Annotated in this window: 16 protein-coding genes and 3 pseudogenes; 10 read left to right on the top strand and 9 right to left on the bottom strand. The window is 54.4% G+C overall.

Features of this window, described 5'->3' with window-relative positions:
• The 4 genes and pseudogenes from ACQZ51_RS23380 to ACQZ51_RS23365 all read left to right on the top strand — a co-directional run.
• Positions 1 to 430 (top strand): cytochrome b (locus tag ACQZ51_RS23380; RefSeq protein ID WP_448780930.1); only part of this gene is annotated, 430 nt, incomplete at its 5' end.
• A gap of 207 nt (positions 431 to 637) precedes the next feature.
• Entirely contained in the window at positions 638 to 1,558 is a 921-nt protein-coding gene (locus ACQZ51_RS23375; RefSeq protein ID WP_448780928.1) for a nucleotidyltransferase and HEPN domain-containing protein, read from the top strand.
• A gap of 233 nt (positions 1,559 to 1,791) precedes the next feature.
• The gene (locus ACQZ51_RS23370) at positions 1,792 to 2,229 is read left to right on the top strand and encodes a helix-turn-helix domain-containing protein (RefSeq protein WP_448780927.1); all 438 of its coding nucleotides are present in this window, start codon (positions 1,792 to 1,794) and stop codon (positions 2,227 to 2,229) included.
• A gap of 254 nt (positions 2,230 to 2,483) precedes the next feature.
• Positions 2,484 to 2,687: pseudogene (locus ACQZ51_RS23365) on the top strand (nucleotidyltransferase family protein); the annotation flags it as partial.
• Positions 2,688 to 2,993: 306 nt separating this feature from the next.
• Here the strand turns inward: ACQZ51_RS23365 and ACQZ51_RS23360 are convergent.
• The gene (locus ACQZ51_RS23360; protein ID WP_448780926.1) at positions 2,994 to 4,433 is read right to left on the bottom strand and encodes a sensor histidine kinase; all 1,440 of its coding nucleotides are present in this window, start codon (positions 4,431 to 4,433) and stop codon (positions 2,994 to 2,996) included.
• Complete coding sequence (locus ACQZ51_RS23355) at positions 4,430 to 5,095, bottom strand: response regulator transcription factor (protein ID WP_448780925.1); 666 nt, start codon at positions 5,093 to 5,095, stop codon at positions 4,430 to 4,432. The genes ACQZ51_RS23360 and ACQZ51_RS23355 overlap by 4 nt, the downstream gene beginning before the upstream one ends.
• Positions 5,096 to 5,226: 131 nt before the next feature.
• Between ACQZ51_RS23355 and ACQZ51_RS23350 the strand changes: the two genes are divergently transcribed.
• From ACQZ51_RS23350 to ACQZ51_RS23340, 3 genes are all read left to right on the top strand, one after another.
• Positions 5,227 to 5,724: a hypothetical protein gene (locus ACQZ51_RS23350; protein WP_448780924.1), complete on the top strand. Its 498-nt coding sequence runs from the start codon at positions 5,227 to 5,229 to the stop codon at positions 5,722 to 5,724.
• A gap of 402 nt (positions 5,725 to 6,126) precedes the next feature.
• Entirely contained in the window at positions 6,127 to 6,390 is a 264-nt protein-coding gene (locus tag ACQZ51_RS23345; protein ID WP_448780932.1) for a BrnT family toxin, read from the top strand.
• Entirely contained in the window at positions 6,387 to 6,830 is a 444-nt protein-coding gene (locus ACQZ51_RS23340; protein ID WP_448780923.1) for a BrnA antitoxin family protein, read from the top strand. The genes ACQZ51_RS23345 and ACQZ51_RS23340 overlap by 4 nt, the downstream gene beginning before the upstream one ends.
• A 17-nt stretch (positions 6,831 to 6,847) precedes the next feature.
• On the opposite strand, the gene ACQZ51_RS23335 is transcribed toward ACQZ51_RS23340, so the two are convergent.
• A complete protein-coding gene (locus ACQZ51_RS23335; RefSeq protein ID WP_448780922.1) occupies positions 6,848 to 7,039 on the bottom strand; it encodes a hypothetical protein in 192 nt (63 codons plus the stop codon).
• A gap of 286 nt (positions 7,040 to 7,325) precedes the next feature.
• Between ACQZ51_RS23335 and ACQZ51_RS23330 the strand changes: the two genes are divergently transcribed.
• The gene (locus ACQZ51_RS23330; RefSeq protein WP_448780921.1) at positions 7,326 to 8,219 is read left to right on the top strand and encodes a DMT family transporter; all 894 of its coding nucleotides are present in this window, start codon (positions 7,326 to 7,328) and stop codon (positions 8,217 to 8,219) included.
• 338 nt (positions 8,220 to 8,557) lie between these two features.
• Here the strand turns inward: ACQZ51_RS23330 and ACQZ51_RS23325 are convergent, their stop codons facing one another.
• The 3 genes and pseudogenes from ACQZ51_RS23325 to ACQZ51_RS23315 all read right to left on the bottom strand — a co-directional run.
• Entirely contained in the window at positions 8,558 to 9,004 is a 447-nt protein-coding gene (locus ACQZ51_RS23325; protein WP_448780919.1) for a hypothetical protein, read from the bottom strand.
• 303 nt (positions 9,005 to 9,307) lie between these two features.
• On the bottom strand, positions 9,308 to 10,390 hold the full coding sequence (locus ACQZ51_RS23320; protein ID WP_448780918.1) for a nucleotidyltransferase family protein: 1,083 nt from the start codon (positions 10,388 to 10,390) through the stop codon (positions 9,308 to 9,310).
• Positions 10,391 to 10,576: 186 nt separating this feature from the next.
• Positions 10,577 to 10,867 (bottom strand): annotated as a pseudogene (locus tag ACQZ51_RS23315) (BID domain-containing protein); the annotation flags it as partial.
• Here ACQZ51_RS23315 and ACQZ51_RS23310 point away from each other — a divergent pair.
• Positions 10,863 to 11,009: pseudogene (locus ACQZ51_RS23310) on the top strand (VapC toxin family PIN domain ribonuclease); the annotation flags it as partial. The pseudogenes ACQZ51_RS23315 and ACQZ51_RS23310 sit on opposite strands and share 5 nt — an antisense overlap.
• A gap of 176 nt (positions 11,010 to 11,185) precedes the next feature.
• Here ACQZ51_RS23310 and ACQZ51_RS23305 read toward each other — a convergent pair.
• Positions 11,186 to 12,421: a type II toxin-antitoxin system HipA family toxin gene (locus tag ACQZ51_RS23305; RefSeq protein ID WP_448780917.1), complete on the bottom strand. Its 1,236-nt coding sequence runs from the start codon at positions 12,419 to 12,421 to the stop codon at positions 11,186 to 11,188.
• A complete protein-coding gene (locus ACQZ51_RS23300) occupies positions 12,414 to 13,010 on the bottom strand; it encodes a helix-turn-helix domain-containing protein (RefSeq protein WP_448780915.1) in 597 nt (198 codons plus the stop codon). The genes ACQZ51_RS23305 and ACQZ51_RS23300 overlap by 8 nt, the downstream gene beginning before the upstream one ends.
• A gap of 406 nt (positions 13,011 to 13,416) precedes the next feature.
• Here ACQZ51_RS23300 and ACQZ51_RS23295 point away from each other — a divergent pair, with 406 nt between their 5' ends.
• Complete coding sequence (locus ACQZ51_RS23295) at positions 13,417 to 13,683, top strand: HipA domain-containing protein (RefSeq protein WP_448780913.1); 267 nt, start codon at positions 13,417 to 13,419, stop codon at positions 13,681 to 13,683.
• Between the two features lie 250 nt (positions 13,684 to 13,933).
• Here ACQZ51_RS23295 and ACQZ51_RS23290 read toward each other — a convergent pair.
• The coding region (locus ACQZ51_RS23290; RefSeq protein WP_448780911.1) for an RES family NAD+ phosphorylase at positions 13,934 to 14,312 on the bottom strand (379 nt) is incomplete at its 5' end.

Below are 14,312 nucleotides of genomic sequence, written 5' to 3'. Positions count from 1 at the left end.
CAGGACGGTCACCTCGCTTGGACCTGGCCATGGCACCGTTGGCCTTTTGGTGATCGTGCTTGTTGTCATTCGCGCTATCTGGTGGACCGTCAATCGCAACCGCCGCCCGGTTCAATCGACAACCGTTACCGGTCGTGCAGCCGCTGTTGTTCACGCCAGCTTTTATCTTCTGATGTTCAGCATTCCGGCACTGGCGCTGTTGCGGGCCTATGGCAGCGGCAAGGGGTGGGCACCGTGGGTTCCTCCAAGCGGGATAGAGGTGATGTGGATGATAAAGCCGGCTGATCTTCTTCATAGTTTGCTGGCATGGGTTTTGTCGGTTCTGATCGCAGGCCATGTCACCATGGCGCTCATTCACCGGTTCGCGTTGAAGGACCAAACGCTTGGACGGATGGTGGGAAGGTTGGCCAGGGCCAAGACTGATAAGTAACCAATCACGTTGATGACCACTAGACCAGATCTGAAAACAGGGTCGAAGACGCAGATTGGTCAATGCCTCTGAAAGCCTTTGTGCAATGTGTGTCAAAGGCCTGGTGGGATTTCCTGCAGTTGTTGTTTCGGTTTAACTGTGTCAGATTTTTAGAGCCACCATTCAGAGAGTCGACGTCGATACCGCCAACGACAAGAAGCCGCTACCATGATGAAGTCCTCCCTCAATCATATCCCGCCGCGCAAGCAACGTGAACTCGCCCGTGCTCTGGAAATCCTGCACGAGGAATTCGAGGATGCGCTGGGCGAAGGAACAGCCGACTTCAAGAAGCGCGGGCGCATTCTCAAAATTATCCTGTTCGGCTCTTACGCCCGCGGCACCTTCGTTGACGAACCGCATACGATGAAGGGCTATCGCTCTGACTTTGATCTTCTGGTGATCGTCAACAATCGCAAGCTGACCGACTTTGCGCAATACTGGTACAAGGCAGCCGACCGTCTGATCCGTGACAGCTTTATCGAAACGCCGACGCAGTTCATCGTGCACTCACGTCGCGAGGTAAACACGCAGCTGAAAGAAGGCCATTACTTCTTCTCGGATATCCGCAAGGAAGGCATTGTTCTCTACGAGTTGGATGACGAGCCATTGGCTGAGCCAAAACCGCTCACGGCGGAAGAGCGGATAAGGGTTGCTCGGGAGCATTTTGAAGATCGCATAACGCTGGCTCATTCATTCATGAAAGTCGCTAAATTCTGTATCAGTGAACATGACTTTCGTCTGGCGGCGTTCGAATTACATCAGTGCATAGAGCAGGCCTATTCATGTATTCTTTTGACGCTGACGAACTATGGTCCCGCATCGCACAACATCAAGTTTCTGCGCTCGCTGTCTGAAGAGCAGGACCTGCGTTTGGTCGAAGCCTTTCCGCGCGACCAACACCGCGAGCGGGCCTGGTTCAACACGATCAATGAGGCCTATGTGAAGGCAAGGTATTCCAAGTATTTCGAGATCAGCGAAGAGGCGCTTGTCTGGCTTGGAGAGCGGACCGCGCATCTGCTTGAGCTGGTCAAGATCGTCTGTGACGAACATATCGCAATGCTGGAGCGGGACGTGCTACCGGGTAGGTGATAACAGCAAGGTATGTTGGTCGATGATCGTCAACGGTTCACATGTTGTCCCCTGTAATCATCGGTGCCCGTTATCTTATTGATGGGTGACACGAGGACTGATCTGTCCAGCGCTTGCGTCGTTCCTGGTACATTGCAATTGAGAGAACGGTCGAGGATCCGGTAGTTGCGCAGTTGCAGCTTTAAAAGATCTGGTGCACGTATTCGGCCGAATATTTTGGAGTTTCGCCCCTCATGACAAAGTCACCAACCGCCATCGACGTTCATGTTGGCTCGCGCATTCGGATGGGCCGAGCAATGCTTGGGCTGAACCAAAGGACGCTTGGAGACGGTCTCGGTATCACGTTGCAGCAGGTCCAGAAATACGAAAAGGGCATAAACCGCGTGGGTGCCGGGCGATTGCAGCGCATATCTGAACTTTTGTGTGTTCCCATTTCCTTCTTCTTCGAGGGTGATCCGGGATCATCGGTGGAGCAGGATGCACGGGCATCAACTATTCGTCCATTGGAGTTCGATCCGAAAGAGTGCGTGGCGCTGGTCAACGCGTTCCTGGAGATTGATGATGCCAGCGTTCGCCAGCGGGTTCTGGATCTTATCCAGTCTCTTGATGGTAAAAAGGAGGTTAGGGTGCTGTCGGATGCTGAACCGCTCGCCCGACCCGGTCAGGAATAATCGTGGCCTGCACAGGAATGCTGTTGCGGAAAGATCAACTTTTTGGTCGATGATGGTTTGGTTTAAATCGTTCTGGGAGCGATGCCCTTTTTCTTGTCACCTATCTCCCTTGTCGCAACCGATAACGAGGCTGCTGCGGCCCGAGACGCCCCTCCAGAAGACACGACGACGGATGTCGCGTCCTCAGTGGTGAGGGTCGGGGGATACACGCTTGTCCCGCTGCTATCTTTCTCGACCGTCCCCGTTGCTTAACGCTCTTGCAAGCCGCCTTGTTGGCGCAGGCACTCACTGAGACGCGTCAAAGCGACCTTTTGGCCGATGCATACCAAGAGGCATGGGCGCGCGGGGAGGCCTGGCAAGAAGCAATTGTGACGGGACTCATGCTGATGCCTGACAACGGCAAAAAGGCTCTGGCTGACGCCCTTGGGGTTAAGGTTGATAGCCTCGGCAAAGCTTAGAAATTAACCATTGGCCTGGCCGTTACATTTGGCTCTTGGATAACACTCATCGTATGTCGTTCATCATTCCTAACAGAGATGCGATGACATGATGGGGTGATCCTGCGATTGTTGAATGGAATGTCGCTATTGCGACAGTCGCTGTTCGTCGTCGCAAGGCGTAACGTTTGGGAGCTGGACCGTCGGAGCCGACTGCAAGGTGTGTCGTCACACCATCGTCGGTCCGAGTTTCGAGATGGCCTCTTTGGACGTGCAGATTGGGCGGATGCTCAAAAGCAGTATCGATGACAACCCCATATGTCGAATTCAGCCCTGTTTTGCAGAGCCGAAACATTGGCTTGTGGTGACGGTTCGATCGGCATTATGGGACGAACCGAGCGTTTGCCCGTCTTCCCATGATTCCGGGAGTGTCACCACCGCCTCAAATCCGTTCTCGGAATTTTCGAGCAAAACCGTTCCGCCATAGAGCTCGGTGATCTCCTTTGCAATTCCAAGACCAAATCCGCTTCCGCTCACACGTTCATCCAGTCTCAATCCGGGACGGAAGGCCGATTCTATTCTGTCTTCGGATATGCCGGGGCCATCGTCTCTGATTTTGATTTCGATGAATTGTCCTTTTTGCTCTGCAAAAACAGCGATTGTTGTTGCAGTCCATTTGAATGCGTTATCGAGAAGGTTGCCGAGAACCTCATCTAGGTCTTCCGGGTCGCAGCGGACACCGAGGTCACCGTCGACTTCGCAGCGAATGGAAAGGTCTTTGGCTCGATAGACATTTGCCAGGACGAGAAGGAGATCGTTGAGATGCGGACGGACGATGGTGTGCTGATCGGCCAGCTCGGCAACCGCGGCCTTGCGTGCGTCCGCCAGGTGGTGGCGAATTCGTCGGTCAATGCGATGAACAAGGTCTCTTAAGCCGCCGTCCGGGTCGTTTTTTTCATTCAGACCAATCGTCAGGCTGGCAACGGGTGTTTTCAGGCCGTGAGCCATGTTGGCGAAATGGATCCGAGTGTCCTCCAGACGCCGTGTGTTCAATGCAATCAGGCGATTGATCTCGATAGACACCGGCTTCAATTCGTCGACACCGGCATCCGGCAGGCTTGCTTTGTTTCCACTCGAGACTGCGCCGATATCGGCTGCAAGGCGAATGAGCGGCTTTAGGCCGAACCCCACCTGGAAATACGTCCCGATAAGAAGACTAACGCCTAAGAGCAACATGGCAGGTACCAGCCACATCAGTGAGCGCAAGGCCGGATCGGTCAACGCCGATTGCGGTGAAGAGACCGTGATCTGTACCGATTGATCGCCGACTTGCGCCTGCAGCGTTCTGACATAAAGCGCGTTGCCGTGCGCATCTTCGGCCTCGTTCGGTCGAGGCCTGCTCGTTGCTAGGTCACGCCAGTCTTGGCGGCGGCGCGGCTCAAGCCGATCTGTCTCCAAAGAGCGGGAGGACAAGCTGAGATTTTGGGATGTCACCTGCCAGTACCATCCGGATCCCGGTCGGTCAAAAGGTGGCCCGTTCAACTGGGCATCAAGTCTCACTGAGCCGTCTTCACTGAGGCCGAGCGCGCTTCGCAAACCTTCGATCTGGGTGTCGAGCCGTTGATCAATTTGTTCGCGAACTACGTTTGCAACGATAAACCAGAGGATCACGGATGCAATAAGGACAGCGCCTGCCACAAATGCGATTGAGAACGCAATCAGGCGCGCGGCTATCGAGCGTGGTTGTTGGCGACGCCAAAACCTCATGATGACGCTGCCGTCAACATGTAGCCTCTGCCACGAACCGTCTCTATGAACTCAGCGCCAATCTTTCGGCGCAGTCGCGCAACGATGACTTCGATAGAGTTTGATTCCACGTCGGCGTCGCCATCATAGACCCGTTCCATCAGTTCGCTCCGATCCACGATCACTTCTTTGCGCAGGATGAGGCATGACAGGACACGCCATTCAAGGGCCGTCAGTTTTAACGGCACACCGTCTTTTTCAAAGGTGCCCAGCTGTGCATTGAACACAATCGAACCGCAGGTAACGATCGCGCTTGCATGATTGTTGGCGCGCCGAACGAGAGCCCGAAGCCGCAACACGAGCTCCTCGACCCTGAAGGGTTTGGCCAGGAAGTCGTCAGCTCCGGCCTTGAAGCTTGCAACCTTGTCAGGCCAACCATCGCGCGCGGTCAAAACGAGCACCGGAAAGGTGCGGCCCGCTTCGCGCCACGCGGATAGAACCGAAACACCATCGATCTTCGGCAGCCCCAGATCAAGGACAGCGACATCGAAGGCTTCGGTCAGTCCTGCATGCTGCCCATCTTCACCATTGCGCGCGATATCAACCACGAAGTTTTCGTTTCGCAGGCTGCTGGCAATGCGGCTGGACAGGTCGCCGTCGTCTTCGACAAGGAGTACACGCATGGGAAAATTTTACTCCAAATGACGAGGCTTTTTTAGATGCTCACGCTTAACTCAAGCTGAACCAGATGGTTCAGGCTGCTGGCGGTACTGTCTTGCTAAAAAAGGTCATTCACAAACAAAGGAGACCTGAAATGTCTATCACATCTCACTCGGAAACCACGCAGAGCCAGGGCGAAGCCCATAAGCCACATCCTCAGCCGAGAAAGAGACACGCAGCGGCCGTGGCGCTCGGTGCTTTTGCCATCCTCGCCGTTGGCGTTGCAGGCGGCGCTGGCGCCATGAAGCTCACACGCCCGTCCGCTGAACTTGCACCGCTTGCTCCGACCGCAATTTCTGCCATGTCGGACGACAGCTTGATCAGTATCAAAGGCAAGGTTGCGGAGATATTTGGTAACAAGTTCATCGTCCAGGACGATAGCGGGCGGGCTCTGGTTGAAACCGGACCTGAAGGTGAGGGCGGAAAGATCGTCAAGCCGGATGAGGTCGTTACCGTCCAGGGCCGCTTCGATAACGGTTTTCTGCATGGTAGTTACATTGTTCACGAGGATGGGAAAACAGACGAGCTCGGGCCTGCGGGTAAACCTGCGCGCGGCCCTGGGCACGGCCCGCTCCACCACCTTTTGCCGTGAATGTGCGTCAAGCAGATGAAAAAGAGCGTCCGGCATTTGTCGGGCGCTCGTTTACGCTTCCGATAAAGTCGTTAGACGGGCGAGGTGGTCTGGCGTGCTCTTGCGGATATGGTCGGGCAGAAGCATGAAGCATCATGAAAGACTTGGGATTTGGAAGCCCTCTTGCGAACATCAAGCCGGATGACGAACCTGAACAGGAAGTTTCGGAGAATAAGCTAGATTAAGTCGCTGAGCGACACGGCTTGGTGGTACCGGTCTGGGGCACTTTTTTTGCATTTTTTCAAAAAAAGGTTTGGCGCGTGATGCGTGCAATTATGGCAACATGAGATGTTGAATACATGAAAGCAGGCTTGCTCAATACTCATTATTGTACGCACAAAATCTTGCGCCGTGTCTTAAATTATTGTAAGTACAAAATATGAAATCACTTACGACGAACCGAAGCGCCTATCCAATATCGAGAGGCATGGCCTCGACTTCGCGGAGCTGACGATTGATTTCTTTATCGCCTGTAAGGTCGAAGAAACGAGGGTAGGGCGCTTCAAGGCAGTTGGTGATTTTCAGGGCCGCACCATTATTGCGGTCGTATTTCGCCCCCTCGGTTCTGAAGCCCTGTCCGTCATCTCGATGCGGCAGGCGAGTAAGGCAGAAAGGACAGCACTATGACCAGCAAATGGCCTGAATTTATTACAGCGGATTTGAGCGATAGCGAAGCCGACAACGCCGAGCTGTTACGCCGCTGGCACGCGTACGATCACGCCATGAAGGAACTTGTCGCAAAGGGTGGTATCCACATGGATGCGGATGGTTGGTGGGTAGAAACAGCGACCGGCGACATGATCGGCCCCGATCCAGAGATCGAAAAGCCGTTAGAGCTGCGAGACAGCACAAAAGCAAAGCCGTTCCGTGAGGCGTTCCCCGATCTGGCGAAGAACATAGACCTTGAAATAGCGCGCAGGGGGAGGCCAAAGGCAGACGTTCACAAAACGCCCGTCACTATTCGTCTCGATCCGGATGTTGTCGATCTTTACAAAGCTATGGGCAAGGGTTGGCAGTCACGGCTAAACAGTGACCTGCGAAAAGTGAACGGACTACAGAACGTCTAAACCATCAGGGAAGGGGACTATGAGCGTGCGAGAAACTCTTTAACCAGCTTGGAACCCAGGACGTCACTGTCGATCTTTAAGGAAACAAGCTCCTTGGTCGTTGGGATGGTGCGTTTCTCCACGGCGGGTGCCGCAGCCTTTCTGGGAGCGGCAAACAAAGCTTCGACGGCATCTCTTGGATCGAGCGGTCTGCGGGGCTTTTGGGCCATGATGTGCATTCTCATGGCCAGTGTACGCAAGCGAGTGCCATGGACAAATGAGTGACCGTTCAGATGAACAGTTGCAAGGACTGAAATGCCCGGCATCCAGTGTAAGGTGTATCAGGCCCGATTTCGATTGGTCGGTAAGTGAGGCCAGTCGCCCTCAATGACCACACTCAAAGAGCGCCTTTACCAGATCATCGAGGGGGGGCCTCGAAGGAGGTTGCCGCAATTTGATGGATCGCCACGCCGGGTTAGGCTAGGACGGATCATCAGCAGTATCGTGGTGAAGTGCATGACAGGATCATTGGAAGCAAGGCCGCTTTTCGGCATCGGGCTGGCGGCCATGGGCTACTCCTGTTTTGCTCTTCAGGATGCGCTCGTGAAATGGCTCGTCGAAAGCTATGAGGTCCCGCAAATCCTCTTTGTGCGAAGCGTAGTCATCGTCCTGATTACCGGCATGCTGGCACATCGCTACCGCCACCCGTCCATCCTCAATAGCAAATATCGCGGCACAGTCGTTCTTCGCGCAGCACTCATGCTCGCCGCATGGATGCTGTTCTACAGTTCAGCGCGATATCTGGGGCTGGCAGAACTCACCACGCTCTATTTCTCCGCACCCATCATGGTCATGGTGCTGTCCATCTTCGTGCTGAAGGAGAAGGTCGGAGCAGGCCGGTGGATAGCCTGCGCGGTCGGTTTCGTTGGCGTTGTCGTGGCTGCCAATCCGGGCAATGGCCCTAACTGGCTTCCGGCGGCACTTTGTATCATCGCAGGCTTCTGCTGGGCGTGGAGCACCATCCTCATTCGCCTTGTTAGCAAAAGCGAAACGACATTGACGCAGATGTATGCCACGAGCGCATTGTTCGGCATTGCCTGCGCAATGTCCCTGCCCTGGCTCTGGAAAAACCCGGATGCGCTAGGCTGGCTTCTCATGATCGGGGTCGGGCTTGTCTCGACTTTAGGGCAATACCTTCTCTACGAAGGGTTCAGACACGCGCCCGCATCGTCCCTGGCGCCAGTGGAATATACCGGCCTGATCTGGGCGTTCATTTATGGCTACGCCATCTGGAGGGAAATACCGGCAATCAACGTCTTCATCGGCGCAATGCTTATCGTGGCGGCAAGCCTTGTGCTTGTCGGGTGGGAGCGGCGGAATGTGAGGTTTGCGAAGGAGCGGATCGGTTGATCCGTTTGTTCAGTCCGTTTGCTGGGACTTGACTGCCGCAACTGCAGAAATGGTGCGGGATGGACCGTTGTAACGAGGGCTGGGGTGCGCGCGATCAGCCAACCGAGCGATCCTTAGGGCACGCCATGCGCAGGGGACGTCAATTATCTCATCGGGCTCTGGCCGCAGGCTGACGTGTGGGACGAGGAAGCAGAGGTAATCGAAATTCCCGACTGAAAATTCCTGAGTTGTGGGCGCAAAAGAGCAACTGATGAGGAGCGTACTCTTGCCATCAGTTGTGCGCTATCTTGAGCGATAGCCGGGTTTGATGTCTTGTAAGTGGTGCTAGGCTTTTGACCTTACTGAGGCACGATGGGCTTGTTCTCAAAACGTATCCTGAAATTACGGCGTTGAAAGTCTTCTTTAAAGCAGACGAAAACAAGCTCGAGATCTTGTGAAGTGTCTCGCCGACCAAGAAGACTAAACGACGCCACGGTGACACCGTTATATCCACGCGTGATGCGAAAGGCTGCATTGCGCATCACAATGGCACCGGCATCTCCACGATCTTCGCGACGTTCATAGATTACCCAGAACCGAGCTGCCTTCCATGTCAATTCGAGCATTTCTTTAATATTCGCGAGAAATTCTTCGGCGCTCATCGATGGTCCCCACGGCAGTGGGGTTTCGCTGTTCTCGTCCGCGACGATGAAATAACCGTCATATCCAAGCCCGGAATGCAGCGCTTCCTCGATCCTGGCAAATGCTGTGTCTTCAGAAATTGTCGTTTTAAACAAAATTGCCATAAACGGGCCATGTCACAATTATTGGTCTCTTCGGCGTAGAACATCGTTTCCATGAATACTAGAGAATGATCTGGACTTATGAGAACTTGACCGAGCATTCGAGCGGTCCCGCACCACGACAAGCTCAAGGTAGTGGCGTTCGTAACTGACTAGCGGGGTGGCTTCTTGCAAAACAACCGTGGGCCGGCAAAATACTCGGCAATCCTTGCAAATTGCTGCGTGCGGGCTTTACCGGTCGCGTTCATATCGTCTCGCGAAGTGTTGACATTAGCAGCTTGGACGTCGTAGCCCCGGCGGAAAACATCAAGTGCGTTGGTGACGGGCATTATCAGTTGGAAGACGTGCGAAAATTTTATGGACGGCCGGTTGATATTGCTTGTCGACACCGTCGACGCCCGCCGTGAGCGCGCTACGCCATGAAGGACCTCGATCCCATGCTTCACGTAGAGTATCAGCGAGGTATGCGCCGTCGCCTGTTTCTTGCAATACTTCAAAGAGCATCCCTGCTTGGCGCAAATCCTTAGTTTTTTTGGCTCGTCCGCCGGTATCATCTTTGCGGCGACCGGCGACAATCAGCTTGTGGATTGCAAATCGTGACGGATCAGGCACAACAACTGAGATACCTGCACTGTGCAGCAGAACTGTTCGGACCGGATCACGCAGCAGGAAATCCAAGAACCGCAGGGGTTCGGCCGACGCACCACCAAGAGCGGGCATCTTCGCCGGTTGGTCCGAGTAATCTTCACCACCTCGATTTGTCGTCAGGAATTCAACGCGGTAGCCTGATGAATTGCGGAATGCATTGGATAGTGGCGAGCCGGATACATGGGGCAGTGGGCGAAAGGAGGGGTCGACGCTCTGCAGCAGATCAACAATTGGCGGAATCGAATCTTGCACTTCGCTTGAGATCGCATAGTCTTGCGCCAGGTCTGCATCACCGGTGAGGATCGCGGCCATAGGCAGGCGGACGCCGAGATGGGCGGAGTAGCATTGAAATGCTACCGTGCCGACAAGGACGCCACGGAGACGGAATAGGCCAGCCGCTGCAAGTGTTTCGATGACGGTGCCAGTGAAGCGATCAGGTGCTATCATACCCGCCTCGCGCGTGAGAGCCGCGACCATTTTTCGACGGTTCTGGAAATCATCCTTTTCGCCCTTGAATGTTTCGACCTGCGCCGTAATTTTCTGATCATCGACCGGCCCTACATATCGCCGCTTCTGACCACCCTGACCATTCGGTTGATCGAAATACCAATAAGCGCGATGATCGACTGTCACCTTGACGAAGCGACCTGTCGGCGGAAAGTCTGCCGACCACTGGGCATCAAAGGTTCGCTGCTGGAGTTCCGCGACCATTGTGCGAAACATGAGATCGATTTGCTTCATGGAAAGGCCTCTATAACAGTTTCGATAATCTAGTATAGTGGCTGATATTGCGCAAGCCTGATTGTCCATCGTCATCGATTGTTAGGCTGGGCCGTGCAGCGGCGAAGATGAGTTTCGACGCGATTAATGGACGAAAGTTAGTCAGGTCGCTGCGTTTGGTCATCGACCGGCTGGTTGGTGGCCCGGTCATTTGAACGAGAGCCCCTGGCTCTTCGTCTGCCGCATCCTCTCGGCCTGTTTGAGCGCTTCGGTCGTTCGTTCATGAGAGCTAAGTTGCTGCACCGTCCGCATGGAGTTCCACGCTGACAGGACCTCAGCCTTCTGGCCGACCGTCATGCCTGTTGTAACGGTCTCGAACGTTTTGCCATCAGTGTCTTTTGCGGCCAAAGGCAGGAATGTCCGTTCCCCGAAACGCTCGGACACAGCCTTGGCGAACCCTTCGAGTTCTGCTTTCACCATTTTGTCGGCGAGCGCGTATCTGGATATCCTGGACCGTCGCAACGAGGCCGATGCCTTGATCGCCTCGATCGCACTTGTTCACAACCCGACCGTTGTTACGCGCAACGCGCGGGACTTCGACGGTACCGGCGCCATCGTTGTCGATCCTTTGGCAGGGTGATTTTAGCAGACACACCGATTGACATCCCGCTGCCGCTGCTCGTTCGTTGGAGGCTGAAATGAGCAGGTTGATTTCCTGTTCACGAGGCCTCATGCGGCTAGACCGGGGTGTCGTTAACCAGCAACTTGAGGGTAGCTGCGAAGTCTGCCAGGAAAGAGGGTTTCACCGCATCCTTTTCACTCGTTGGCGGTGACAATCGGCAAAGTCGTAAGATGCTTGTCGATGGTTTCGACAACATCCTGGCTCATGGGGAGGTTGGCCTTTTCGGTCTCCCATCGCTCCATGAATAACGCGACGGTTTCCTTCGCTGTGTCGAGCACGAGCTTGCGCGGCAGGTTAGCCTTTGCCGATAGATGTGCCAGCTCATCCAGCGTAAATCCAGTGAACTCTTTCGTCCGGCTGAAGGTCAGGGCGGACTTTTCATTCGAGATATACGGGATCGTGGACACGAAGTCATAGGCTGGAGCGAGACGGGCATTGCGGCGATCGGGGTAGATCAGTGACCAATTTTTCAGGTGCATGTCGCCATTGCCGATCAGGACATTGAACGTCAGGCGGCGAATGAATTCGGCAACATCATCGTGATCGGATTCTGATGCGATTACCGATATCAGATTGCGGTAACGGGCTTTCTTGTACTTGTTTTCTGGGTAGACGTTAAAGATCTGGGCAAAATCCTCGATATGGGTAACGCTGCCATCCTCGTCGCGATCAAAGCGTTCAATGACGAATGCCTGTTGCCCGATCTTGTCGATCCCATCCGGCAGATTGCCGATCGATCGCACGTCGATCAGCCCGATCGCAGGCACGTTGATCCCGACCATCCTCGCAAGGCTCATCATCGAGAATTCGTTTTCCGGGACATGTGTAAACTCGCGAGAGGGGAGTTTGACGATCCGATTGCCGCCAACGCCGCTTGTCGGAATGGTCAAGCCGCCGCTGGCGCTTTGAACGGCTGAGAATTTAAGCTGCACACCCGCCAATGAAAACCGCATGGCATCTTCAGCAGCCTCCTTCGCGGCCTCACCTTCAAGGATGTTATGCGCCTCGTCTGGCCACTCTTCGCCGCGCGCTGGGACGACGGTGATGGCGCCGGGCAAGTCCTGCCCGAGCACCCATAAGAGAAAGAACTCGCGGTCAGTATGGATGTCTGCCTTCTCAGCCAGGTACCGGCGCAGATGCCCCTCTGGCAGGAGGTTGGAGAAGTAGGGCATCAGCTTGATTTTATATGGCCGGAAATCCGTGATCAGCTCGCCGAAACCATCCTTGAACTGGAGGCCGAGGGTCGGTCTTTCCGGGTTTTCGACATAGGCATCGTTGAAGGCGAAAAGCGTCTTTTCTGCTCCGACGTAGGTGATGGTGCCGACTTCTTCGCCATAGAGGCGCACGCTGAGCACTGAGACATCAGGCATCGTCGTCCTCATCGTCTAATGAGTAGGCAGGACGGTTTGCGCTGCGTTGTCCGCTTGTCGGCTCGAAATGGGCGATCTGGTTGCGGAGCGCTTTCATGCTGTTGGCGGCTTCGAATATGCCTTTCCACTGCTGCGTGATATTGGCGCGTTCAATCAGGTCCCGCAATGAGCGGAGATTGTCCAAGAACCGCGTATCTATTTGCAGGCGCTGGATAGAGGCTATGGCTTTGCGTAGGTCATCCAGTTCCGGCAAAGTCGGCGCATCAATCTGAAGGGTGCGGATCGCCTTTTGCAGTTGCTGCATTTCTTTGCGGATTGCGGGCGGTTGGATCACAATGCGATCAGTCGTCTGACGCGTGATCGATTTGATCGCAGGCACCGCCTTTCGTGGCACCAGAGCGATCTCCAAATCCAATGCGCTGGCTATGGCCACGAGGCTCGACAGACGTAGATCGACGCTGTTGGATTCGATCCGCGAAATCTGCGCTTGCGGGACGCCGGCCAAGCGGCTCAACTCTCTTTGGCTGAGCTGTTTGGCTTCTCTGGCCTCGCGTAGCCGATCCGTGATCTCTTCGGTTTCATATTTCATTGATGTTTTATTCAATATCATTTTGATGATCTGATATCGTTTAATGTATCAGAAAAATGAGTGATTTTCAAGTTTGATATTTATTTCTGCATCATTTGATAGTTATGATGCAGATTACGATATCAATTAGGCAAAAGACAATCAGCGGCACCGAACCAGACTTCCATTTGATCGCGTTGTTTTCCAGCAGTTTTTTCTAGCCAGATCAGACCCGTGGTCCGTTGGAGGAAACACGCGGCCATTCGGCACTGTTCTTTCGTTGGTGCCGGCTGGTCTCATTGAAACCAAAGACTTGGCCTGTAGCCCATGGTGGAAAAGGACTGCGATGACTCGGGCCTGAAATGCGCAGACAGTGATATAGCCGAGTTTGCTTCACGCGCTCATGGCGGTAGCTGCAGGACTGACGATGGCTGACACGCAGTTGTTGGAGACCCGGAAAGGAAAGCGGCTTTTCGCGACAAAGCGTTTTGACAGGACACCTGCTGGCAGGCTCCACATGCACACGGCAGGCGGCCTGTTGAATGCCAGCCATCGTGAGGCGAGTGTGAACTATGAGCAACTTCTCAAGCTGACCCATATGATGACTCGTGATGCTACGGAAGTCCTCAAGATGTTTCGAAATATGGTGTTCAATGTCTATGCCAGAAATCGCTTTGACCATGCGAAGAACTGAATGGGCGCGCGGGGAGGCCTGGCAAGAAGCAATCGTGACGGCGCTCATGCTGATGCCCGACAACGGCAAAAGGGCTCTGGCTGACGCCCTTGGGGTAAGGTTGATAGCTTCGGCAAAGCTTAGGAATTAACAATTGGTTTGGCCGTTACATTTGGCTCTTGGATAACACTCATCGTATGTCGTTTATCGTTCCCAACAGAGCTGCGATGACATGATGGGGTGATCCTGTGATTGTTGAAATGGAACGCTGCTATTGCGACAATCGCCGTTCGTCGTCGATCAAGGTCAGGCGCGGTGGGACTGATCCACGCCATGTCCAGAGGACGATATTGAGGTCGGCATCGGTGGCGCCTGGAGCAAAGCTCCTGACGACCAGGCCGCAGAAGCCCGCGCTCTTCAAATCGCGTGCCAGCCGCTGTGTCGGAGCTTCACCGAGCACTTTCATGTCGTCGCGCCAGGTTGTAGCGCCGAGATCTTGAGGGTTAATGCCATGGTCCTGCAGCGCGTTCGCGTCACGGGTATCGAACAAGGGCTCGAGATCGGCCTCATAGGAGACAAGAGTGGTTGGCTGTAGGCTTCCTGCCTGATTTGCTTCCCTCAGTGCCGTCATGATGGTCAATGACGTATAA

This window comes from Agrobacterium sp. CG674, assembly GCF_053521645.1.
Note: the sequence above shows the minus strand (reverse complement) of the source record. Positions and strands in the feature narration are given on the sequence as shown.

Bases quoted from the DNA above. Each gene is read 5' to 3' on its own strand.
- ACQZ51_RS23360 (WP_448780926.1), bottom strand. From the start codon at position 4,433: ATGAGGTTTTGGCGTCGCCAACAACCACGCTCGATAGCCGCGCGCCTG.
- ACQZ51_RS23375 (WP_448780928.1), top strand. From the start codon at position 638: ATGATGAAGTCCTCCCTCAATCATATCCCGCCGCGCAAGCAACGTGAA.
- ACQZ51_RS23370 (WP_448780927.1), top strand. From the start codon at position 1,792: ATGACAAAGTCACCAACCGCCATCGACGTTCATGTTGGCTCGCGCATT.
- ACQZ51_RS23350 (WP_448780924.1), top strand. From the start codon at position 5,227: ATGTCTATCACATCTCACTCGGAAACCACGCAGAGCCAGGGCGAAGCC.
- ACQZ51_RS23335 (WP_448780922.1), bottom strand. From the start codon at position 7,039: ATGGCCCAAAAGCCCCGCAGACCGCTCGATCCAAGAGATGCCGTCGAA.
- ACQZ51_RS23355 (WP_448780925.1), bottom strand. From the start codon at position 5,095: ATGCGTGTACTCCTTGTCGAAGACGACGGCGACCTGTCCAGCCGCATT.
- ACQZ51_RS23320 (WP_448780918.1), bottom strand. From the start codon at position 10,390: ATGAAGCAAATCGATCTCATGTTTCGCACAATGGTCGCGGAACTCCAG.
- ACQZ51_RS23330 (WP_448780921.1), top strand. From the start codon at position 7,326: ATGACAGGATCATTGGAAGCAAGGCCGCTTTTCGGCATCGGGCTGGCG.
- ACQZ51_RS23325 (WP_448780919.1), bottom strand. From the start codon at position 9,004: ATGGCAATTTTGTTTAAAACGACAATTTCTGAAGACACAGCATTTGCC.
- ACQZ51_RS23300 (WP_448780915.1), bottom strand. From the start codon at position 13,010: ATGAAATATGAAACCGAAGAGATCACGGATCGGCTACGCGAGGCCAGA.
- ACQZ51_RS23340 (WP_448780923.1), top strand. From the start codon at position 6,387: ATGACCAGCAAATGGCCTGAATTTATTACAGCGGATTTGAGCGATAGC.
- ACQZ51_RS23295 (WP_448780913.1), top strand. From the start codon at position 13,417: ATGGCTGACACGCAGTTGTTGGAGACCCGGAAAGGAAAGCGGCTTTTC.
- ACQZ51_RS23305 (WP_448780917.1), bottom strand. From the start codon at position 12,421: ATGCCTGATGTCTCAGTGCTCAGCGTGCGCCTCTATGGCGAAGAAGTC.